This is a genomic window from Streptomyces sp. NPDC031479, assembly GCF_055581065.1.
Map to the genome: position 1 here is coordinate 166,582 of NZ_JBVIKC010000011.1, position 21,579 is coordinate 188,160.

The 21,579-nt window shown below is 71.2% G+C and carries 18 protein-coding genes; 8 read left to right on the forward strand and 10 right to left on the reverse strand.

The features are described from left to right. Positions 1 to 82: 82 nt before the first annotated feature. Together dxs and ACZ5D2_RS15295 are read left to right on the forward strand one after the other, a co-directional pair. Positions 83 to 1,999: a 1-deoxy-D-xylulose-5-phosphate synthase gene (gene dxs / locus ACZ5D2_RS15290; protein WP_371676158.1), complete on the forward strand. Its 1,917-nt coding sequence runs from the start codon at positions 83 to 85 to the stop codon at positions 1,997 to 1,999. A gap of 97 nt (positions 2,000 to 2,096) precedes the next feature. After that, entirely contained in the window at positions 2,097 to 3,599 is a 1,503-nt protein-coding gene (locus tag ACZ5D2_RS15295; protein ID WP_371676157.1) for an amino acid permease, read from the forward strand. On the opposite strand, the gene ACZ5D2_RS15300 is transcribed toward ACZ5D2_RS15295, so the two are convergent. Further along, complete coding sequence (locus ACZ5D2_RS15300; RefSeq protein ID WP_371676156.1) at positions 3,596 to 4,759, reverse strand: LCP family protein; 1,164 nt, start codon at positions 4,757 to 4,759, stop codon at positions 3,596 to 3,598. The genes ACZ5D2_RS15295 and ACZ5D2_RS15300 overlap by 4 nt on opposite strands. Before the next feature lie 133 nt (positions 4,760 to 4,892). Between ACZ5D2_RS15300 and ACZ5D2_RS15305 the strand changes: the two genes are divergently transcribed. Next, positions 4,893 to 6,032 carry a PLL family lectin gene (locus ACZ5D2_RS15305; RefSeq protein WP_371676155.1) on the forward strand — a complete coding sequence of 380 codons (1,140 nt, stop codon included), beginning with the start codon at positions 4,893 to 4,895 and terminating at the stop codon, positions 6,030 to 6,032. 5 nt (positions 6,033 to 6,037) lie between these two features. Here the strand turns inward: ACZ5D2_RS15305 and ACZ5D2_RS15310 are convergent, their stop codons facing one another. Genes ACZ5D2_RS15310 through ACZ5D2_RS15325 form a run of 4 tightly spaced genes read right to left on the reverse strand, consistent with a single transcriptional unit; the run spans position 6,038 to position 10,076 of the window. Next, positions 6,038 to 7,087 (reverse strand): hypothetical protein, encoded by a 1,050-nt coding sequence (locus tag ACZ5D2_RS15310; protein ID WP_371676154.1) that lies wholly within the window; start codon positions 7,085 to 7,087, stop codon positions 6,038 to 6,040. Further along, positions 7,084 to 8,001 (reverse strand): N-acetylneuraminate synthase family protein, encoded by a 918-nt coding sequence (locus tag ACZ5D2_RS15315; protein ID WP_371681128.1) that lies wholly within the window; start codon positions 7,999 to 8,001, stop codon positions 7,084 to 7,086. The genes ACZ5D2_RS15310 and ACZ5D2_RS15315 overlap by 4 nt, the downstream gene beginning before the upstream one ends. A gap of 6 nt (positions 8,002 to 8,007) precedes the next feature. Then, a complete protein-coding gene (locus ACZ5D2_RS15320) occupies positions 8,008 to 8,763 on the reverse strand; it encodes an acylneuraminate cytidylyltransferase family protein (RefSeq protein WP_371676153.1) in 756 nt (251 codons plus the stop codon). 38 nt (positions 8,764 to 8,801) lie between these two features. After that, a complete protein-coding gene (locus ACZ5D2_RS15325) occupies positions 8,802 to 10,076 on the reverse strand; it encodes a DUF6716 putative glycosyltransferase (protein ID WP_468929484.1) in 1,275 nt (424 codons plus the stop codon). Between the two features lie 309 nt (positions 10,077 to 10,385). On the opposite strand from ACZ5D2_RS15325, the gene ACZ5D2_RS15330 reads away from it, so the two are divergent. Together ACZ5D2_RS15330 and ACZ5D2_RS15335 are read left to right on the forward strand one after the other, a co-directional pair. Then, entirely contained in the window at positions 10,386 to 11,363 is a 978-nt protein-coding gene (locus ACZ5D2_RS15330; protein ID WP_371676151.1) for a glycosyltransferase family 2 protein, read from the forward strand. Next, positions 11,360 to 13,099, forward strand: coding sequence for a polysialyltransferase family glycosyltransferase (locus ACZ5D2_RS15335; RefSeq protein WP_371676150.1), 1,740 nt, complete (start codon positions 11,360 to 11,362; stop codon positions 13,097 to 13,099). The genes ACZ5D2_RS15330 and ACZ5D2_RS15335 overlap by 4 nt, the downstream gene beginning before the upstream one ends. A gap of 119 nt (positions 13,100 to 13,218) precedes the next feature. Here ACZ5D2_RS15335 and ACZ5D2_RS15340 read toward each other — a convergent pair whose 3' ends face one another. Further along, positions 13,219 to 15,357, reverse strand: a complete 2,139-nt coding sequence (locus ACZ5D2_RS15340; RefSeq protein ID WP_371676149.1) for a 3-hydroxyacyl-CoA dehydrogenase NAD-binding domain-containing protein — start codon at positions 15,355 to 15,357, stop codon at positions 13,219 to 13,221. Continuing rightward, positions 15,354 to 16,580 carry a thiolase family protein gene (locus tag ACZ5D2_RS15345; protein ID WP_366864286.1) on the reverse strand — a complete coding sequence of 409 codons (1,227 nt, stop codon included), beginning with the start codon at positions 16,578 to 16,580 and terminating at the stop codon, positions 15,354 to 15,356. Before ACZ5D2_RS15345 ends, ACZ5D2_RS15340 begins: the two co-directional genes overlap by 4 nt. A gap of 245 nt (positions 16,581 to 16,825) precedes the next feature. On the opposite strand from ACZ5D2_RS15345, the gene ACZ5D2_RS15350 reads away from it, so the two are divergent. Continuing rightward, complete coding sequence (locus ACZ5D2_RS15350; protein WP_371676148.1) at positions 16,826 to 17,128, forward strand: hypothetical protein; 303 nt, start codon at positions 16,826 to 16,828, stop codon at positions 17,126 to 17,128. After that, positions 17,095 to 17,289: a hypothetical protein gene (locus ACZ5D2_RS15355; RefSeq protein ID WP_468929491.1), complete on the forward strand. Its 195-nt coding sequence runs from the start codon at positions 17,095 to 17,097 to the stop codon at positions 17,287 to 17,289. Before ACZ5D2_RS15350 ends, ACZ5D2_RS15355 begins: the two co-directional genes overlap by 34 nt. A 31-nt stretch (positions 17,290 to 17,320) precedes the next feature. On the opposite strand, the gene ACZ5D2_RS15360 is transcribed toward ACZ5D2_RS15355, so the two are convergent. The 3 genes from ACZ5D2_RS15360 to ACZ5D2_RS15370 form a co-directional block, all read right to left on the reverse strand. Next, the gene (locus tag ACZ5D2_RS15360; RefSeq protein ID WP_371676146.1) at positions 17,321 to 18,601 is read right to left on the reverse strand and encodes an HRDC domain-containing protein; all 1,281 of its coding nucleotides are present in this window, start codon (positions 18,599 to 18,601) and stop codon (positions 17,321 to 17,323) included. A 124-nt stretch (positions 18,602 to 18,725) separates the two neighbouring features. Then, on the reverse strand, positions 18,726 to 19,388 hold the full coding sequence (locus ACZ5D2_RS15365) for a helix-turn-helix transcriptional regulator (protein ID WP_030234764.1): 663 nt from the start codon (positions 19,386 to 19,388) through the stop codon (positions 18,726 to 18,728). A gap of 360 nt (positions 19,389 to 19,748) precedes the next feature. Then, complete coding sequence (locus ACZ5D2_RS15370; RefSeq protein WP_285542421.1) at positions 19,749 to 20,405, reverse strand: DUF3000 domain-containing protein; 657 nt, start codon at positions 20,403 to 20,405, stop codon at positions 19,749 to 19,751. A gap of 91 nt (positions 20,406 to 20,496) precedes the next feature. Here ACZ5D2_RS15370 and hemE point away from each other — a divergent pair, with 91 nt between their 5' ends. Beyond that, positions 20,497 to 21,561, forward strand: coding sequence for a uroporphyrinogen decarboxylase (gene hemE, locus ACZ5D2_RS15375; protein WP_468929496.1), 1,065 nt, complete (start codon positions 20,497 to 20,499; stop codon positions 21,559 to 21,561). The last annotated feature ends 18 nt before the right edge of the window (positions 21,562 to 21,579 follow it).

Below are 21,579 nucleotides of genomic sequence, written 5' to 3' on the forward strand. Positions count from 1 at the left end.
CCTCGCGGTACCGCCCGATGACCGCCCTCGCGGGCGGAACATTAGACTCGACAGACCAGCAAGCAACTGCAAGGAGGCACGGGTGCTGCTGACCCGCATCAAGGGACCGCGCGATCTGGACCGGCTCGGCCAGGAGGAGCTCAACCAGCTCGCGGCCGAGATCAGGTCCTTCCTCGTCGACGCCGTCTCCAAGACCGGCGGGCACCTCGGCCCCAACCTCGGCGTGGTCGAACTGACGATCGCCCTGCACCGGGTCTTCGAATCGCCCAAGGACAAGGTCCTCTTCGACACCGGCCACCAGGCCTACGTCCACAAGCTGCTCACGGGCCGCCAGGACTTCTCCGACCTGCGCAGCAAGGGCGGCCTGTCCGGTTACCCCTCCCGCGCCGAGTCCGAGCACGACGTGATCGAGAACTCGCACGCCTCCACGGTGCTGGGCTGGGCCGACGGCTTCGCCAAGGCCAACGAGGTGCTCGGCCGCGAGGACCACCACGTCGCCGCCGTCATCGGCGACGGCGCGCTGACGGGCGGCATGGCCTGGGAAGCGCTGAACAACATCGCCGCCGCCAAGGACCGCCCGCTGGTCATCGTCGTCAACGACAACGAGCGTTCGTACGGCCCCACCATCGGCGGCCTCGCGAACCATCTCGCGACCCTGCGCACCACGGACGGCTACGAGCGCTTCCTGGCCCGCGGCAAGGACCTCCTGGAGCGCACCCCGGTCGTCGGGAAGCCGCTGTACGAGACCCTGCACGGCGCCAAGAAGGGCCTCAAGGACTTCATCGCCCCGCAGGGCATGTTCGAGGACCTCGGCCTGAAGTACATCGGCCCCATCGACGGCCACGACATCGAGGCCCTGGAGTCCGCCCTGACGCGCGCCAAGCGCTTCAGCGGCCCGGTCATCGTGCACTGCCTCACTCAGAAGGGACGGGGCTACACCCCGGCCCTGGAGCACGAGGCGGATCGTTTCCACGCGGTCGGCGTGATCCACCCGGACACCGGTCTGCCGGTGAAGACGGCCGCGGCCAGCTGGACCTCCGTCTTCGCCGACGAGATGGTCAAGCTCGGCCACGAGCGCGAGGACATCGTCGGCATCACCGCCGCCATGCTCCACCCGGTCGGACTCCACAAGTTCGCCGAGGCCTTCCCGAACCGCATCTACGACGTGGGCATCGCCGAACAGCACGGCGCCACGTCCGCGGCCGGCCTGGCGAGCGGCGGCGTCCACCCGGTCTTCGCCGTCTACGCGACCTTCCTCAACCGCGCCTTCGACCAGGTCCTGATGGACGTCGCCCTGCACAAGTGCGGGGTCACCTTCGTCCTGGACCGGGCCGGCGTCACCGGTGACGACGGCGCCTCCCACAACGGCATGTGGGACATGTCCATCCTCCAGGTCGTCCCCGGCCTGCGGCTGGCCGCCCCGCGCGACGCCGAGCAGCTGCGCGCGCAGCTGCGCGAGGCCGTCGAGGTCAAGGACGCCCCCACCGTCGTGCGCTACTCCAAGGGCGTCGTCGGACCGGCCGTCCCGGCCGTCGGCAGGATCGGCGGCATGGACGTGCTGCGCGCCCCCGGCGCCGAGGTCACCCGGCCGGACGTACTGCTCGTCTCGGTCGGCGCCCTCGCCCCGATGTGCCTGGAGATCGCCGACCTGCTCGACAAGCAGGGCATCTCGACGACCGTGGTCGACCCCCGCTGGGTGAAGCCGGTGGACGAGGCCATGGCCCCGCTCGCCGAGCGCCACCGCGTGGTCGTCACCGTCGAGGACAACGGCCGTACCGGCGGCGTCGGCGCCGCCGTCGCGCAGGCCCTGCGCGACGCGGGCGTGGACGTGCCGCTGCGCGACTTCGGCATCCCGCAGCGCTTCCTCGACCACGCGCTGCGCAAGGAGATCATGGCCGAGATCGGCCTGACCGCTCCGGACATCGCCCGCCAGGTCACCGGACTCGTGGCGAAGCTGGACGGGCGCTTCGACACCGAGCCGGCCGCCACCGTCGACTAGATCGCCGCGCGGTTGCACGTCACGGGCCGGGAGATCACCCTTGAAGGGGTGGGCCTCCCGGCCCGTTCGTGCGTCGTCACCTTTCGGAGGTGCGTCGGTGAGCAAGGATCTGAACAGCGTCTTCCGCACCAAGACGGTGGAGCAGTCCATCCGCGACACGGAGGAGCCGGAACACGCGCTCCGCAAGTCGCTCTCCGCCTGGGACCTGACGGTCTTCGGTGTGGGCGTCATCATCGGCACCGGCATCTTCGTGCTCACGGGCATCGCAGCCCGCAACAATGCCGGACCCGCCACTGCCCTCGCCTTCGTCGCATCGGGCATCGTCTGCGCTCTCGCAGCGCTCTGCTACGCCGAGTTCGCCTCCACCGTGCCGGTGGCCGGATCGGCGTACACCTTCTCGTACGCCTCGATCGGTGAACTGCCCGCCTGGATCATCGGCTGGGACCTGGTGCTGGAGTTCGCGCTCGGCACCGCCGTCGTGGCGGTCGGCTGGTCCGGGTACGTGCGCCACCTCATGCACACCAACCTCGGCTGGGACCTGCCCAAGACCCTCGCCGGGCCCGACGCCGGAGGAAGCTTCGACCTGCTGGCCTTCCTGCTGGTCCTGGTGCTGACCGTGATCCTGGTCGTCGGGACGAAGCTCTCGGCGCGGATCACCGCGGTCGTGGTGGCCATCAAGGTCTTCGTGGTCCTGCTGGTCATCGTCGCGGGCCTGTTCTTCATCAAGGCCGACAACTACACGCCGTTCATCCCTCCGGCCCAGCCGCAGGAGGCGGGCAACGGCCTGCACGCGCCACTGGTCCAGCTGCTCTTCGGCTACGCGCCCACCAACTTCGGCGTCATGGGCATCTTCACCGCGGCCTCCCTCATCTTCTTCGCCTTCATCGGCTTCGACGTCGTGGCGACCGCCGCCGAAGAGACCAAGAACCCCCAGCGGGACATGCCCCGCGGCATCCTCGGCTCGCTGCTGGTCTGCACCGTGCTGTACGTCGCGGTGACACTGGTGGTCACCGGTATGCAGAAGTACTCGGAGATGTCACCGACGGCGCCACTGGCCGAAGCCTTCAAGTCGGTGGACCAGCCCTTCTTCTCCGGTGCCATCAGTCTCGGGGCGGCGGTCGGTCTGATCACCGTGTGCATGATCCTGCTGCTCGGCCAGACCCGCGTGTTCTTCGCGATGAGCCGTGACGGACTGCTGCCGCGCGTCTTCTCCGTCACCCACCCGAAGTACCGCACCCCCTACCGGGCGACCATCCTGCTCGGCGGGATCATCGCCGTCGTCGCGGGCTTCACCAGCCTGGAGAAGCTCGCGGAACTGGTGAACATCGGCACCCTGTTCGCCTTCGTGCTCGTTGCCCTCGGCGTGATCATCCTGCGCAAGACCCGCCCCGACCTGCACCGGTCCTTCCGCACCCCCTGGGTGCCGGTGATCCCGATCCTGTCGATCGCGGCCTCGCTCTGGCTGATGCTCAACCTGCCTGCCGAGACCTGGATCCGGTTCGTGGTCTGGATGGTCATCGGCATCGTCGTCTACTTCCTCTACGGCCGCGGCCACAGCCGGCTCGGCCGCGGTGAGGACGTACGCGTCGAGCACCGCTAGGGGGCGGGATCCTGGCTCGCGGACGGTGAGGGCGAGGCCTTAGGTTCCTTCGGGGCCTTGCCCGAGCCGCCCTTGGCGGGGGAGTCCTTCGCGGCGGCGGGGATCTTCTGGTCGGTCCGCAGGGCCTCCCACAGCAGGGAGGCCTGCTCCTGTGCGATGACGACCCGGTTCCGGTCCACCTTGTCGTAGTCCACCGGCAGCATGATGGTCTCCATGGTGGACGGGTCCACGCCCTTCATGCTCCGCGCGAAGTCGGACAGCGCGGTGAGCGAGGCCAGATCGGAGTCGGTGGTCAGCGACTTGGTGCCGGCGTCGGCGAGCTTGTAGAGCCGGGCCGGGTTGCCGAGGGCGTCCTGCTTCTTGATCTCGGACAGCATCGCGAGCATGAACTGCTGCTGGAGCCCTATGCGTCCGAGGTCGCTGCCGTCGCCGTACCCGTAGCGGGTACGGACGAACTTCAGCGAGTCCGTGCCGTTGAGGCGGTGTGTGCCCGCGTCCAGCTTCAGACCGCCCTTCGCGCCGCTCATCGGCTGGTCGAGGGTGACGGTGACCCCGCCGAGGGCGTCCACCAGGCCCTTGAACCCCGCGAAGTCCACCTCGACGAAGTGGTCCACGCGGATCCCGGACAACTGCTCCACCGTCTTGACCACGCAGGCCGGACCGGCCACCGAGTAGACGGAGTTGAACATGACCCGGTTCGCCGCCGGAACGTTTCTTCCGTCCTTGTCCTTGCACTCGGGCCGGGAGATGAGGGTGTCGCGCGGGATGCTCACCGCGGTGGCCCTGGCGCGGCCCTCGGGTATGTGCACCAGCATCGCGGTGTCCGAACGGGCCCCGCTGACGTCGCCGTGGTCGAGCTCCCCGTTGGCCCCGGCACGCGAATCGGAGCCGAGGACGAGGACGTTCTGCGCGTTCTCGACGACCTTGGCCGGCCGGTTGTCGGTGCCGATCGCCTTGTCCAGGTCGACGCTTTCGATGTTCCCGTTGAGGTGGCTGTAGAGCCACCATCCCGATCCCGCCCCGCCGAGGACCAGGACGGCCGCCGTCCAGGCCAGCCCGCGCCGGATCCGGGCGGCGCGCGAACGGGCCGGGCGCGGGGCGGGCCCGCCGGACGCGTCGCCCTCGGTCGGGGTCGTCGTGGCGGTGGTGTCTGAGGTCATGCCCGGGACCGGCCTTCCGAACGGGATGCGGGGAATCTCGCGGGCAACAACATAAACGCAGGATCGCGTCAGAAGACCCCCGGGGTATCCTGATTCCGTTCGAATGGTGAAGGGGAAGGGTTGCTGGCGGTCCATGGCGACGCGATCCAGGCGCAATTCGCCCACATCCACCCGCCGCCCCGCCGGACCACCCGCACCGGCCTCCGCGCGTGACTGGAACACCGTCGCACTGGGGCCCGTACGGGGCCGCTGGCTCCTCGCCGGCAAGGACGGACGGCTCACCGCCTACGCGCGCACCGAGGACGGACTGCTGCGCTGGACCGAGCGCGCCCCCGGCGGGCCCGGCTGGAGCGGCCCCGAGCTCTTCCCCGCCGAGGAGCTGACCGACCTCGCCGTGGGCCAAGGCCCCGACGGCTACGCGCACTTCGTGGGCCGGCGAAGGCGCCGCGCCGGGGAGGGCGACCCGGGCGACACCGTCACCTACCACCACGCGGTGCAGTACCAGAGCGGCCGCCCGATGGGCCCCTGGGAATCGCTGGGCACCCTCTACCGCAAGCCCGACATGTCCCACCGCGGCGGCCCGCCGGTCCTCGCCGTGGACGCCCAGGGCGCACCGCACGTGTTCGTGCGCAACGCCGGGCGCGGGGTCCACGTACGGCGCCAGGACAAGAAGGGCGGCTGGGGCGCGTGGGACGACCTGCGCGGCAGCAAGACCTTCGAGGGGGCCTGCGCCGACTCGACCGCCGAGGGCCGCGTCCGGTTCGCCGCCCCGGGCGAGAAGGGCATCTCGCTGTGGGCCCAGAGCGCGCCCGGCGGCCCGCTGGTCAAGGCGGAGGACGTCCCCTGCCTGGCCCAGGACGGCTCGCTCTGCGTCCTGGAGACCTCCCCGGGCCGGGTCACCCACTTCTGGCACGCGGCCGACGGCAGCGGGGTGTTCGGCTACCGCGAGGGCGCCGGGGTGCTGGCCCTCGGCGGCGGACCGGCCTACGGGACCGTCGCCGCCGCCCGCGCGGTGGTCGACGGCTACGACTGCACGGTGCTGGCCCACCGCACCGTCGGCGGGCGCACCGCCCTGGCCGCGTACCCCACGGAGCACGAGGCCGCCGGACTGTGGTGGACCGAGATCGGCGAGGAGTGCCTGGAGTCCCCGGCCCTCGCCGTCGACGCGTACGGCCTGGTCGTCATCGCCTCGATCAGCGCCCGCGGCGAACTGCTGGTCAACCGGCAGAAGGACGGCTCCTCGCTCTCCCTGGGCCGCTGGCAGCGGTTCTGACGCCGTTACGAGGGCGTCCTCGCCCGGTCGCGCGGCTGCGGCGGGATCCGGGCCAGGCCGTGCCGGTCCACCGCCAGGGCGGAGATCCGCCGCAGGAAGTCCACCGAGCGCTCCGCCGTGTCCGGGGTGATCCAGGCGTCGTCCATCTCGCAGAGCTCCACCCGCACCGGCGAACTCCCCAGCACGATCGGGAGGGTGTACGCGACGGTGGACGCGAAGGTCAGCACGGACTGCCCGATCGGCTCGGTCAGCGCGGTCAGTTCCAGCGGCAGTTCGGGATGGACGATCTCCAGGCCCGTGGCCGCGGCGATCCGCTCCAGCTTCTGCGCGCTCTCCCGGCGGTGCGCCAGATAGCGGCCGGCCGCACGGGAGCGGGCGATCCAGCCGACGGCGTCGATGTACAGGTCCTGGTCGACGACCCCGGTCTCCACGAGGGAGCTGCCCGCCAGGTCGGCCCCGGCGCGCACCCGGACGGGACCGAAGGTCTCCCGGCTCCAGGCGTAGTCGTTCGGGCGCACCTCGGTGCCCGGGGGAGCGGAGACGGGCATGCAGGTGAAGAAGACGGCGCGCTCCAGCCCGTCGCGGGCCAGCCAGCGGTTGACGGGGCCGCCCTTGGCGGCGGAAGGCTTGATGTCGCCCTGGTGCCACCGGGTCAGCTGCTGCCCGTACGTCAGCAGGCTGACCAGTTCGGTGGTGGCGGTGCCGTCGTCGACGACGACGACCTCGCGGGCCTTGGAGCGGGGCAGCAGGAGCTGGATGGTGCGGGAGAACAGGTCCCCGATGACCAGCCGCTCGGCTGCCGCCACCGCCCGTCCCAGGCGCATCAGTTCGCCCGCCCGTCCCAGATAGCCCGCGCGGACCTCGTAGCGCCGCCACACCACCTTGGCCTGGGAGGCGAACCGGCACAGCCGGCGGACCTGCGCGCGCGAGCGCGGGTCCGTCGGCTGGAGGACGGCGACGGTGAGGGACGCTGCCTCGCCCGGGTGGACGTGGGCCCACTCCAGGACGTTCAGTAGTTGAGCCGGGCTCTCCACCAGGGCGAGGGTGTCGCTCATGCCGTGGTCGTCACGCCCTCGGCGGGGAGGGGGTTCTGGACGCGGCGGAGCTTCTTCATGGGGCCGAGCTCGGACGCGTAGACCTTCTTGACGCCGTCGCCGAGGGCGGTCTCGATGGTGCGGATGTCGCGCACGAGGCGGGCGAGGCCGCCGGGTTCGACGGAGGCGGCCTGGTCGGAGCCCCACATGGCGCGGTCGAGGGTGATGTGCCGCTCGACGGCGCAGGCGCCCATGGCGACGGCGGCCACCGTGGTCTGCAGGCCGGTCTCGTGGCCGGAGTAGCCGACGGGCACGTTCGGGTAGGCCGCCTCCAGGCTGTTGATGACCCGCAGGTTCAGCTCCTCGGCCCTGGCCGGGTAGGTGGAGGTGGCGTGCAGCAGGACGATGTTCTCGCTGCCGAGCACCTCGACCGCGTGCCGGATCTGCTGCGGGGTGGACATGCCGGTGGACAGGATGACCGTCTTGCCGGTGGCGCGCAGGGCGCGCAGCAGCTCGTCGTCCGTCAGCGAGGCGGAGGCCACCTTGTGGGCGGGGACGTCGAACTTCTCCAGGAAGGTGACGGCCTCGGTGTCCCAGGGGGAGGCGAACCAGGCGATGCCGCGGGCGCGGCAGTGCTCGTCCACGGCGCGGTACTCGTCCTCGCCGAACTCCACGCGGTGGCGGTAGTCGATGTACGTCATCCGGCCCCAGGGGGTGTCGCGCTCGATGTCCCACTGGTCGCGCGGGGTGCATATCTCGGGCGTGCGCTTCTGGAACTTCACCGCGTCACAGCCCGCGTCGGCGGCCGCGTCGATGAGTGCCAGGGCGTTGGCGAGCTCACCGTTGTGGTTGATCCCGATCTCGCCGATCACATAGGTGGGCCGGCCCGTGCCGACCTCCTTGTTCCCGATCCGGCGGATCCGGTTGCTGTGCACCACTGTTCAGAGTTCCTTTCCGAGGTACTGCGAGGGGTCCGGCGACGACGGGGCCGCCGGGGTCTGCTGCGGGTCGAGGAGGGGCGCGAGGGCGCGGGCCCGGTCGAGGTCGCCGGGCTCGTCGATCTCCACGGCCCGTTCCGGGGCGGTGGGGACGAGCTGCGTCCGGCCGAAGAAGCGGTGGCCGTGGCGGCGGAAGCCGTCGGCCCGCATCGCGTAGACGGCCCCCGACTCCAGGTACTCGGGCGTACGGTCCTGGCGGCGCTGGCGGACGGCGCTGTCGTGGTTGACGCCGTGCGCGCGGTGGCCGGGTCCGGCGCCGGGCGCGGCGCTCCAGAGGAAGCCGTGGAAGGGGACGGCGGTGAACGCGGAGTCGGCGCCGTCGCGCACCACCGCGAGGACCGTCTCGTCCACCTCCTCCGCGGTGACGAAGGGGCTGGTGCACTGGACGAAGACCAGGACGTCCACGGGCTCCCCGTGCCGTTCCTCCAGCCGGTCCAGCGCGTGCAGCAGCGCCGATTCGCTGGAGGCCTCGTCGGAGCCCAGCTCGGCGGGCCGCTCGACCACCTCCGCGCCGGCGGCGCGGGCCGCGGCGGCGATCGCCGCGTCGTCGGTGGACACCGCGACCCGGGTCACGTGGACCGCGCCGAGGCAGGCGCGCACGGCGCGGGCGACGAGGGGGACCCCGCCGACCTCGGCGACGTTCTTCCCGGGAATGCCCTTGGAGCCGCCCCGGGCGGGTATGACGGCGGTGACGTTCACAGGGTTCTCTCCGGGGGCCGGTTGGGTGTGCGGGGCGGTCACACGCCGCCCCACTGCTGGATCTTCGGTGCCACGCGCTGGACGCCGAACTGGTAGGCGACCTTCAGGACGCGGCGCGAGGTGCGCCGCATCGGCCCGCTGGAGCGCGCCGTGGCGCCCGCTCCGGGGGAGCCGTCGAGGTTCAGACCCCGGCGGCGCAGCAGGGCGCCGACGTACTCGGGGGCGCTTTCGGCCGTGTAGTAGGGGGATATCGGGGGCAGCGGACGGCTGCGCAATTCCCCGATCCGCGTCCGCAGTTCCCCGAACGGGTCCACGGCGCGGATTCCCTGGTCGGCGGTCCAGGACTCGTGCGCGAGCGGGGCGGCGCCCTCGTCTATCGCGGACCAGTCGGTGACGCAGCCGGAACCGACGAAATAGTGGTTCCCATGGATTTCCCGCACTCCCAGATCGCTCAGGATTGCGGTGGGCATTCCGCGGTGCATCGATTCCAGGGCTGCCGTGGAACTGACCGTCACCAACAGGTCGGTACGGTCGAGGGTTTCCGACATGTTGCCGTAGACGAAATGCAGGTTGCGGGGCAGTGGTTCTTCCATCTGGTCCGCGAGGACCTGGTAGTGGTGCGCTTCGACGTGGGTGGTGGCCTCGCCGGGCTTGCTGCGGAGTTTCACGAGCACGTCGCGTCCGGGGCGCAACCGCGCGTGGGATATCGCCCGGCGCAGCATGTAGAGGCGGCCATTGCGGTCGGCGGGTACCGAGGGCTGAACGGCGAAGCACACCGTATAAGGGTGCCGGGCGTGCGTCCGGTTCGGGTCGTAGGGTCTTTGGTCGAGGAAGGGGAGGGCGGTCTGGACGATGCAGGATCCCGGAATTCCGAGGGGTTCGTACACCTCGCCGAACCGGCGCCGGTCGAAAGGGCTGTTGGCGAGGACGATATCCGCGCCGGCGCGCAGCAGCAGGCCGTCGGCCATTTTCTCGTAGACGACGCCGACGTATCCGGTCATGAGGACCGGCCGGCGGGGCGCGCCGCGGAACCGGGCGGCCAGTGCGTGCAGGGCGGCGTGGGTGGAGCCGCCGACCGTGCCCAGGATGACGAGGTCCGCCGCGTCCAGCTCGGGGGCCGCCGCGAACTCGGGGAGCGTGGACTCGGTGATGGAGGCGGGGGCGATGCCGACCTCGGCCAGTTGCCGCGCCGTCGGAGTGCTCCTGCCGCGCAGCATGTGTGCGTGCACCTCACTGCCGGGAGCCAGGCCCACCGCCAGCCCCGCACCCCATTTCCAGCGGGTGTCGGAGTCTGCGAGCACGTGGATGCGCACTGGTGATTCCCGGGTCGGTGGGTGGTGTCCAACTGCCGTCGACACGACCGCGGCTGGGCGCTTGCCGGCGGGTTTGCCGCGCGGCCCGTTAGACCTTACATGCTGATCCGATCCTTACGTGTCACGAAAAGGCCTCGACGGGCAGGGGAGTTGTACGTCACACCGGGGTGATTGTACGGGGGCTTCGAGTGGTTCTGTCATGATGGCGGCGCGTTACTTGATCGTAGGCTGGAGGGGGCGTGCGGCCGGCCGGTCCCGGTCGCCTCCCGGGGGTGTGTGAAAGAAATGAGAATGAGGTGAGTACTTTCGATGGTGACCCTTTCGGTAATCGTTGCCATGTGTGACGTGCGGGACTACTGTCGGACGGCACTCAAGTCCTTGGCGCTGAATGCCAGGGAGGATTTCGAGTTCATCGTCGTGGACGACGGGTCCGTTGACGGGACATCGGAGATCCTCCGGGAGATGGTGCCGAGGATCCCCGGCGCCGTATTGATCCGCAATCAGTACAACCTGGGAATCTCGGCCACCCGGAACATCGGCCTCTCGGCGGCGCGCGGGCGTTTCTTCACCTTCCTCGACGGGGACGACTGGTACGCCCCCGGATATCTCGCGCAACTCGTCGGCTGGATGGGTGAGTCGGGGGTCGACTTCCTACGCACCGGCCATGTCCGGGTCTACGGCAGGAAGCGCAAGATCGTCATGGCGCCGCTCGCCCCGAGGGCCCTTCCGCTGAATCCCACGGATTACATCGGACCCGTGGACGCCTCGACCTTCATGGACTACCCGCAGTCCTGGGCCGGCATCTACGACCGCGAGCGCCTCCTGGAGGCCGACGCGCTGTTCTTCGACGAGACCCTGCGCACCGCCGAGGACCGCCCGTGGTTCTACAAGCTGCACCTGCGGACCCGATCCTTCGGAGTCGTCGACCTCCACGGCATCTTCTACCGTCGTGATGTGTCCACTTCACTCACCAAGGTGCCGGACGAACGGCAGCTCGACTTCCTTCCCGCCTTCCGGCTGATTTTCGACGAGCTCGACCGCCATCCACGCGGATATGAACTGTCGTTCAAGGCGATGCGAACTCTCTGCGCGCTCATCGTGATTCACATGGACCGCGCCGAGTCGTACGAGGAACTCATCCGGGGCCTGCTGCTGGAACGCAGCGCGCAGATCCTCCGGGACCTCCCCCAGGACGTCCTGGAGGGGACGCTGTCAGGAATGGACTCCGCACGCGTGAACAAGCTCAGGGCACTGATCTCCCGGCACCAGGGCGCCGCCGCCCGATGACCCGGATATTCGCCGCCTCCACCCTCTACGGCGCCATGACGGTGGCCGCCGCCATCGAAGCGGGCCAGCTCGGCCAGGACGACCGCGAGCGCATCCTGCTCGTGTGCAACAACGTCGACATCCCCGAGGTCGCCACCCCGCTGCACCGGATGCCCGGCGCCGCCGCCGTACTCGCGCGCTTCCACCGGGTCGTCTACTGGAACGACCTCATCTACCCCTTCCACCCCGCGCTGTGGTCCCCGCGGGACGAGGACGCCCCGCTGTGGCGCACGGTCATGGCGGAGAAGATCGGCATCCGGCCGGGCCCCCTGGAACTCGTCGTCGAGTCCATCCAGGTCAAACCCGCCCAGACGCTCTGCAAGATCTTCTCGGACGCCACCCTCGCCGTCTACGCCGACGGGGTCATGAGCTACGGCCCGACCCGCAACGACCTGCCCCGCTCCCTCCACGGCCGGATCGCACAGGTCCTCTACCTGGACCTCGTGCCCACCCTGCTGCCCATGCTCCTCACCGAGTACGGGATCCCCTCGCGGCCCGTGCACACCGGCGCCGTCCTCAAGCTGATCGCCGAGGTCACCCGCGAGTGCGCGCCGATCCTCGACCGCGTGATCCCGCCCGCGCTGGCGCGGCTCGGCCCGGAGACCGCCCTCCTCCTCGGCCAGTACCTCTCCCCGCTCGGCATCCTCACCGAGGAGGAAGAGGAGGAGCTGCACCTGCGCATGTTCCAGAACGCCCTGGCCCTCGGCCACGGCGCCATCGTCTTCAAACCGCACCCCAGCGCCCCCTCCAGCCTCGCCGACACCCTCGGCGAGGCGGCCCGCGAGGCGGGCGTGCCCTTCCTCGTCCTGGACGTCCCGGTACTGGCCGAGACGGTCTTCGAGTACCTGCGCCCCCGTCAGGTCATCGGCTGCTTCTCCACCGGCCTGTTCACCGCACGCGCCCTGTACGGGATCCCCGTCGCCCAGATCGGCGCCCTGGAGGTGATCCGGCGGATGCGCCCCTACGCCAACAGCAACCGCATCCCCGCCACCCTCACCCACGCCCTGCTCCCCGACCTGGAGGCGCCCACCGGCGCCGCGGCCGACCGGGTGCTGGACGTCGAGCACATCCGCGCCGAGGTCACCCCGTACGTCCAGGCCGTCGGCTACTGCATGCAGCCCAAGCGGTACGCCTTCCTGCGCCCGGTCGCCGAGGCGTACGTCGCCGCCGCCGTCGACCAGTGGGAGGGCCGCCCCGAGCTCTCCATGCACTTCAACGAGCGCACCCGGACCCGGCTGGAACTGCCCGGCCCGCGCACCTGGAAGTGGCGCCGGGGCAAGGGCTGGACCCTGCGCGCCACCGGCGAGCGCACCGAACCGGACGACGTGCCCTTCACCGACATCACCCTCGGCGGGTTCGCCTCCCTCGTGGAGGCCAAGGACGACCGGGGCGTCCTGGAGGTGGGCGCCCGGCTGCTCGCCGAACACGAGAACCTCGACCTGCTCATCGGCATGGCCCAGGCCCACATCCGCCGCAAGGAGACCGACCAGGCCAAGCGCCGGATCGAGCGGGCCGTCGAGATCTCCGCGGACAGCGGGCGCGCGCTGGTCTGGCTGAGGATCGCGGAGACCGCCGCGAAGCTGGGCAAGCCCGGCGACGACCTGCGCCGCCGGGCGGGACAGCGGGCGCTGAGCATCAACCCCGCGTCGCCCGCGGCCCAGCGACTGGTCAAGAACGGCCGCCTCGGCCGCCGCTGACGGCCCCGGGGCCGCTCCCGGGACACGGGGAACGGCCCCGGACACGGGGAACGGCCCCGGACACGCGAACGGCCCGTCCGCACCGGGTGCGGACGGGCCGTTGCGCGTAGCGCCGTGGGTTACGCCGGGACGCTGGCGACACCCGGGGCGAGGAACTTCTTGCCGTTCACCCGCTCCGAGACGCCCTCACGGTCCAGGTACGGCGTGATGCCGCCCAGGTGGAAGGGCCAGCCGGCACCCGTGATGAGGCAGAGGTCGATGTCCTGGGCCTCGGCCACGACACCCTCCTCCAGCATCAGGCCGATCTCCTGCGCCACCGCGTCCAGGACGCGGTCGCGGACCTGCTCCTCGGTCAGGACGGAGTCGCCCTGGACCAGGAGCGCGGCGACCTCGGGGTCGAGCTCCGGCTTGAAGCCGTTCTCCGCGTTGTAGACGTAGAAGCCGCGCTTGCCGGCCTTGACCACGGCCGCCAGGTTCGGGGAGACGGTGAAGCGCTCCGGGAAGGCGCGGTTCAGGGTCTCGGAGACGTGCAGACCGATCGCCGGACCCACGAGCTCCAGCAGCACCAGCGGGGACATCGGCAGGCCGAGCGGCTCGATGGCCTTCTCCGCCGTGACGACCGGGGTGCCCTCGTCGATGACGTTCTGGATCTCGCCCATGAAGCGGGTCAGGATGCGGTTCACGACGAACGCCGGGGCGTCCTTGGTGAGCACCGCGGTCTTCTTCAGCTTCTTGGCGACACCGAAGGCCGTGGCCAGCGAGGCGTCGTCGGTCTGCTCACCGCGGACGATCTCCAGCAGGGGGAGGATCGCGACCGGGTTGAAGAAGTGGAAGCCGACCACGCGCTCCGGGTGCTGGAGCTTGGAGGCCATCTCCGACACCGACAGCGAGGAGGTGTTGGTGGCGAGGATCGCGTGCGCCGGGGCGACCGCCTCGACCTCCGCGAACACCTTCTGCTTGACGGACATCTCCTCGAACACGGCCTCGATGATGAAGTCCGCGTCCGCGAAGCCCTCGGCCTTGTCGAGCACACCGGTCACCAGGGCGGTCAGGCGGTTGGCCTTGTCCTGGTTGATGCGGCCCTTGCCGAGCAGCTTCTGGATCTCGGCGTGGACGTAGCCCACGCCCTTGTCCACGCGCTCCTGGTCGATGTCGGTGAGGACCACCGGCACCTCCAGGCGGCGCAGGAAGAGCAGCGCCAGCTGCGAGGCCATCAGGCCCGCGCCGACGACGCCGACCTTGGTGACCGGGCGGGCCAGGGACTTGTCCGGGGCACCGGCCGGGCGCTTGGCGCGCTTCTGGACCAGGTTGAAGGCGTAGATGCCCGAGCGCAGCTCGCCGCCCATGATGAGGTCGGCCAGGGCCGTGTCCTCGGCGTCGAAGCCGGCCTGGAGGTCGCCGGACTTGGCCGCGGCGATGATGTCCAGCGCGCGGTAGGCGGCCGGAGCGGCTCCGTGCACCTTGGAGTCCGCGATGGCGCGGCCCTTGGCGACGGCCGCGTCCCAGCCCTCGCCGCGGTCGATCTCGGCGCGGACGACCTCGGTCTCGCCCCCCAGGACCTTCGCGGTCCAGATCAGGGACTGCTCCAGGAAGTCCGCGCCCTCGAAGAGGGCGTCGGCGATGCCGAGCTCGAAGACCTGCTTGCCCTTGAGCTGGCGGTTCTGGTTGAGCGAGTTCTCGATGATGACCGAGACCGCGCGCTCCGCGCCGATCAGGTTCGGGAGGAGGGCGCAGCCGCCCCAGCCCGGGACCAGACCGAGGAAGACCTCGGGCAGCGAGAAGGCCGGGATGGCCTTGGAGACGGTGCGGTAGGTGCAGTGCAGACCGACCTCGACACCGCCGCCCATCGCCGCGCCGTTGTAGTACGCGAAGGTGGGGACGGCCAGCGCCGCGAGGCGCTTGAAGACGTCGTGGCCGCCCTTGCCGATGGCGAGCGCCTCGTCGTGCTTCTTCAGCAGCTCGACGCCCTTGAGGTCGGCGCCGACCGCGAAGATGAACGGCTTGCCGGTGATGCCCGCGCCGACGATGGAGCCCGCGAGGGCCTCCTGCTCGACCTGGTCGATCGCCGCGTTCAGGTTGGCGAGGGACTGCGGGCCGAAGGTGGTCGGCTTGGTGTGGTCGAAGCCGTTGTCCAGCGTGACGAGCGCGAAGCGCCCGGCGCCGAACGGCAGGTCCAGGTGGCGCACGTGCGCCTGGGTGACGACCTCGTCCGGGAACAGCTCGGCCGCGCCCTTCAGGAGCTCAGCGGTGGTGCTCACTTGGAGTCTCCCTCGGCGTTGAAGTTCGGGTTCTCCCAGATGACCGTGGCGCCCATGCCGAAGCCGACGCACATGGTGGTCAGGCCGTAGCGGACGTGCGGCTGCTCCTCGAACTGGCGGGCCAGCTGCGTCATCAGGCGGACGCCGGAGGAGGCCAGCGGGTGACCGAAGGCGATGGCACCGCCGTACTGGTTCACGCGGGCGTCGTCGTCGGCGATGCCGTAGTGCTCCAGGAAGGCGAGGACCTGGACGGCGAACGCCTCGTTGACCTCGAACAGGCCTATGTCGTCGATCGTCAGACCGGCCTGCGCCAGGGCCTTCTCGGTGGCCGGGATCGGGCCGTAGCCCATGACCTCCGGCTCGACACCCGCGAAGGAGTACGAGACCAGGCGCATCTTGACCGGGAGGTTGTTCTCCCGGGCGAAGTCCTCGGACGCGATGATCGCGGCGGTGGCACCGTCGTTGAGACCGGCGGCGTTGCCCGCGGTGACCCGGCCGTGCGTACGGAACGGGGTCTTCAGGCCGGCCAGGTTCTCCAGCGTGGTGCCCGGGCGCATCGGCTCGTCGGTGGTGACCAGGCCCCAGCCCGTCTCACCGGCCGCCTCGTTGGTGTTGCGCACCGAGATCGGGACCAGGTCCTGCTGGATCTTGCCGTCGGCGTACGCCTTGGCGGCCTTCTCCTGCGAGCGCACGGCGTACTCGTCGGCGCGGAGCTTGGTGATCGTCGGGTACCGGTCGTGCAGGTTCTCGGCGGTCATGCCCATGAACAGGGCGGACTCGTCGACCAGCTTCTCCGAGACGAAGCGCGGGTTCGGGTCGACGCCCTCACCCATGGGGTGGCGGCCCATGTGCTCGACACCGCCGGCGAGGGCGACGTCGTAGGCACCGAAGGCCACACCGCCCGCGACGGCGGTCACGGCGGTCAGCGCGCCGGCGCACATGCGGTCGATGGAGTAGCCCGGGACCGACTGCGGGAGACCCGCGAGGATGCCGGCCGTGCGGCCCAGCGTCAGGCCCTGGTCGCCGATCTGCGTGGTCGCGGCGATGGCGACCTCGTCGATCTTCGCGGGGTCCAGGTCCGGGTTGCGGCGCAGCAGCTCCCGGATCGCCTTCACGACGAGGTCGTCGGCGCGGGTCTCGTGGTAGATGCCCTTCGGGCCCGCCTTGCCGAACGGGGTGCGGACGCCGTCGACGAAGACGACGTCCCTGACGGTACGAGGCACGTTGGCTCTCCTCCAGGTGCGGGTGTGCACTGCTGCGCGGGGGCGGCCCGGCCGATGTGGCTGAGCGCCCGCTCACCCGGCCCATGCTACTTGCGGGTAACCCGTGTGCACACCCCCTCCCCGAACAGCGGCGAAGGTCACACCGGCCCGCGCGCCCCGAGCCCCCTCGCGCCCCCGTCGCGCGCCCGGCCGATCGGAGCGTCCCGGGCTACCCGAAGGGGTCGGACATCGGGCCCGACGGCCCGGTGTCCCACGCCGCCCAGCAGTTCGGGCCGTACGCCATCCAGCACCCCGGCAAGGTCCGCAGCCTCTTCCTGCTGGCGCCGGTCTTCCCGCCGAACGGCAGGGCGAGCGCGGCCGGGACCGACTTCGGCGCGCCGGTGCCGCTGCCGGTGTCCCTTCCGGCGGCGGCCTTCGGCTTCCCGATGACCGTCGGTACGAAGGGCGGCCTCGACGAGTCGTGGGGCAACGACCTGAAATGCCCCGACCAGCGCGAGCCGGGATGGTCGACGAGGTGTGGAAGGCCATCAAGAAGCCGAAGGAGCTGATGTTCCGGATCGCCTGCGCGGGGCACCAGGCGCCCTGGGAGCGGGTGGCGAACGACGTGCACACCATGTCCGAGCACTGGCTCAAGCAGGGCAAGGTCGAAGGCGCGGAAACCGGGAGCTACTACCGGGACGCGGACGGGGCCCTCACTCCCCTGGAGTAAGGGCCCCGTCCGGGTCCGTCGGTCCGGCCGGTCAGGCCGTCGCCGCGAGGGCCGTGACCAGCGCGGGCGTCACCTGTTCGATCTGCCAGGGGCGGGCGCCGTAGGCGGCCAGGGCCTCGGCGACCGTGCCGGGCTCCAGCCGCTGCGGGGGCTCCCAGCACAGCCGGCGCACGGTGTCCGGGGTGATCAGGTTCTCCTGGGGCAGGTTCAGCCCCTCGGCCAGTGCCGAGACGGCACTGCGGGCGGCGGACAGGCGCGCGGCGGCGGCCGGGTCCTTGTCCGCCCAGGAGCGCGGCGGCGGCGGGCCCGCCGGGGTCGCCCCCGGCTGCGGCAGCTCGCTCTCGGGCAGGGCCCTGGCCCGGTCCACGGCGGCCATCCACTGGTCCAGCTGGCGCCGGCCCATGCGCTGTCCGTAGCCGGGCAGGGCCGACAGGGCGTGGACGTTCGCGGGGAGGGCCAGGGCAGCCTCCACGATCGCCGCGTCGCCGAGCACCTTGCCGGGGGACACGTCCCGGCGCTGCGCGATCCGGTCGCGGGACTCCCACAGCTCCCGGACCACGGCCATCTGCCGGCGCCGGCGCACCTTGTGCATGCCGGAGGTGCGCCGCCAGGGGTCCTTGCGCGGCGGGGCGGGCGGCGCGGAGGCGATCGCGTCGAACTCCTGGCGGGCCCACTCCAGCTTGCCCTGCCGGTCGAGCTCCTTCTCCAGCGCGTCCCGCAGGTCCACCAGCAGTTCCACGTCGAGCGCCGCGTAGCGCAGCCAGGGCTCGGGCAGCGGGCGGGTGGACCAGTCGACGGCGGAGTGGCCCTTCTCCAGTACGTAGCCCAGCACGCTCTCCACCATCGCCCCGAGGCCGACCCGGGGGAACCCGGCCAGCCGGCCGGCCAGCTCGGTGTCGAAGAGGGAGGTGGGGGCCATGCCTATTTCGCGCAGGCAGGGCAGGTCCTGGGTGGCGGCGTGCAGGATCCACTCGGTGCCGGACAGCGCCTCTCCCAGGGAGGAGAGGTCCGGGCACCCGACCGGGTCGATCAGCGCGGATCCGGCACCCTCGCGGCGCAGTTGCACCAGGTAGGCGCGCTGTCCGTAGCGGTATCCGGAGGCGCGTTCGGCGTCGACGGCCACCGGTCCGGTGCCTGCGGCGAAGGCCGCGACGACCCGGGCCAGCCCGTCCGCGTCGGCCACGACCGGGGGGATCCCCTCGCGGGGTTCTAGCAACGGAACAGGCAGCCCATCGGACGAAACCTCTTCGTCCGGGGGGCCGCCCCCGGTGGTGGTGCGCAGGCCTGCTGCGGTCTCTTGGGCGTCGGTCACCGGTCAAGGGTATCCGTGGATGTGACGCGCCCGTCGCCGGAACGTTCCGTCGACGGGCGCGAGGAGGAGGGGCCGGGCGGCTCCAGGGGTTCCCGGAGCGGTGTCCGGGGGCCTCGGGGCAGGATCAGTGGATGATTCCGGTCCGCAGGGCGACGGCGACCATGCCGGCCCGGTCGCCGGTGCCCAGCTTGCGGGCGATCCGGGCGAGGTGGGACTTGACGGTCAGGGCGGACAGGCCCATCGAGACGCCGATGGCCTTGTTGGACTGGCCCTCCGCGACGAGGCGCAGGACCTCGACCTCGCGGCCGGAGAGCTCTCGGTAGCCGCCCGGGTGGCTCGGGGCACCCGGGGGGCGGCGGTGCATACGGGCGGCGGCGGCACCGATGGGGGCGGCGCCGGGCCGGGTGGGGAGCCCGATGTTGGTCCGCGTACCGGTGACGACGTAGCCCTTCACACCGCCCGCGAGGGCGTTGCGCACGGCGCCGATGTCGTCGGCGGCGGACAGGGCCAGGCCGTTCGGCCAGCCGGCGGCGCGGGTCTCGGAGAGCAGGGTGAGACCGGAACCGTCGGGCAGGTGGACGTCGGCCACGCAGATGTCGCGCGGGCTGCCGACGCGGGGGCGGGCCTCCGCGATGGACGACGCCTCGATCACGTCACGGACTCCGAGGGCCCACAGATGGCGGGTCACGGTGGAACGGACGCGCGGGTCGGCGACGACGACCATGGCCGTCGGCTTGGTCGGGCGGTAGGCGACCAGGCTTGCGGGCTGCTCAAGAAGAACGGACACCTAGGCCTCCTGGGGGAGTGGCGGGACGGCCGGCTGGGGGAAGGCAGCCGGTGCGAACCGTGCGGATGGTCACTGACTCCTTCGGCACGTCACCCGCCCGGCTTTAGGGAATGATCACGATTTGGTGAGTAACAATTCGGGCAATTCGGACGCACGATCGATCAAGGGATGATCAGAAGGCCGCAATCCGCGCACCGTTTCGACAGTCCCTTGCGCACGCGATCGGTCGTTCCCGGCACCGGAACGCCGCCGGAAGCCTCCGCCACCCGCCCGAGCGCAGTCGGAGCGCCGCCGCAACGCCGCCCGAACGCGGCCGGAGCGCGGCCGGACGGCCCCGGCCGACCGCGCGGGAACCGCTTCCTACGGGTGGTGCGGACCGCGCCGCTGCGGCAGGGACACCACGCCCGTGGCGGTGTCCGTCGGCCCGACCGGGGGCAGTCCCGCGATCTGGCACAGCAGCTCGCACCAGGCCGCCAGGTGCGCCGGGGTGTCCGGCACCCCGCCCACCCCCTCGCGGGGGGTCCACGAGGCCCTGATCTCGATCTGGGTCGCCGGACGCCGCTCCCGGAGCCCGCCGAAGTAGTGCGAGCTCGCCATCGTCACGGTGCCGCTTGCCTCGCCGTACGCCAGCCCGCGGGCCTCCAGCGCCCCCGTCAGCCAGGACCAGCACACCTCCGGGAGGAGGGGATCCGCGGCCATCTCCGGCTCCAGCTCCGCCCGTACGAGCGTCACCAGGCGGAAGGTGCCCTGCCAGGCGTCGTGCCCGGCGGGATCGTGGAGCAGGATCAGCCGGCCGTCGGCCAGGTCGTCCTCGCCCTCCACGACCGCCGCCTCCAGCGCGTACGCGTAGGGGGCCAGTCTCTGCGGGGGCTTCGTGGGGTCGATCTCGATCCCGGACCGCAGCCGTGCCTTCTTCAAGCCGTCGACCGCCCGGCGGAAAGGGAGCGGGACCGAGCTCTCCTTCGCGCTGTCCGTACCGTCAGCGCCATCTGAAAATCGTCCCTGAGCCGCAGCCATGCCGGGAAGACTAGGCGGAACGAGCGCCCCGGCGGCGCAGGGACACCCGTGCCGGGCCGGGCACTTCTTCATACGTGCGAAGATTTGCCGCGTGAGCGCCACTACCCGCCCCACGGGCCAGCCGAGTCAGACGTACGATTCCGCCTTCCTGAAGGCGTGCCGGCGGGAGCCGGTCCCCCACACCCCCGTGTGGTTCATGCGGCAGGCGGGCCGCTCACTCCCCGAGTACCGGAAGGTGCGCGAGGGCACGGCCATGCTGGAGTCCTGCATGCGCCCCGACCTGGTCACCGAGATCACCCTGCAGCCCGTGCGGCGCCACGGCGTCGACGCGGCGATCTTCTTCTCCGACATCGTGGTGCCGCTGAAGGCCATCGGTGTCGACCTGGACATCAAGCCGGGCGTCGGCCCGGTCGTCGCCAACCCGATCCGCCGCCGCGAGGACCTCGCACAGCTGCGCGACCTCACCCCGGAGGACGTCCCGTACGTCACCGAGGCGATCGGCATGCTCACGGGTGAACTCGGCGGCACGCCGTTGATCGGGTTCGCGGGCGCGCCTTTCACCCTCGCGAGCTACCTCGTCGAGGGTGGTCCGTCCAAGAACCACGAGCACACCAAGGCCCTCATGTACGGGGACCCGGAGCTCTGGGCCGACCTCCTGGACCGCCTCGCCGAGATCACCTCGGCCTTCCTCAAGGTCCAGATCGAGGCCGGTGCCTCCGCGATCCAGCTCTTCGACTCCTGGGTCGGCGCCCTCGCCCCGGCGGACTACCGGCGCTCGGTGATGCCCGCCTCGGCGAAGGTCCTCGAATCCGTCGCCTCGTACGGAGTCCCGCGCATCCACTTCGGTGTGGGCACGGGCGAGCTCCTCGGCCTCATGGGCGAGGCCGGCGCGGACGTCATGGGCGTCGACTACCGGGTCTCGCTGGACGAGGCCGTCCGCCGCGTCGGCCCCGGCAAGGCGCTCCAGGGCAACCTGGACCCCGCCGTCCTCTTCTCCACCACCGAGGCCGTCGAGGCCAAGACCGACGAGGTCCTGGCCGCCGCGGCGGGCCTGGAGGGCCACGTCTTCAACCTGGGCCACGGCGTCCTCCCGACGACGGACCCCGACGCGCTGACCCGCCTGGTGGACTACGTCCACACCAAGACCCGGCGCTGATCCGCTTCCGTACACCGA

Coding starts and splice junctions, on each gene's coding strand:
- ACZ5D2_RS15300 (WP_371676156.1), bottom strand. CDS start 4,759: ATGACCTCAGACACCACCGCCACGACGACCCCGACCGAGGGCGACGCG.
- ACZ5D2_RS15305 (WP_371676155.1), top strand. CDS start 4,893: ATGGCGACGCGATCCAGGCGCAATTCGCCCACATCCACCCGCCGCCCC.
- ACZ5D2_RS15310 (WP_371676154.1), bottom strand. CDS start 7,087: ATGAGCGACACCCTCGCCCTGGTGGAGAGCCCGGCTCAACTACTGAAC.
- ACZ5D2_RS15330 (WP_371676151.1), top strand. CDS start 10,386: ATGGTGACCCTTTCGGTAATCGTTGCCATGTGTGACGTGCGGGACTAC.
- ACZ5D2_RS15335 (WP_371676150.1), top strand. CDS start 11,360: ATGACCCGGATATTCGCCGCCTCCACCCTCTACGGCGCCATGACGGTG.
- ACZ5D2_RS15370 (WP_285542421.1), bottom strand. CDS start 20,405: ATGGCTGCGGCTCAGGGACGATTTTCAGATGGCGCTGACGGTACGGAC.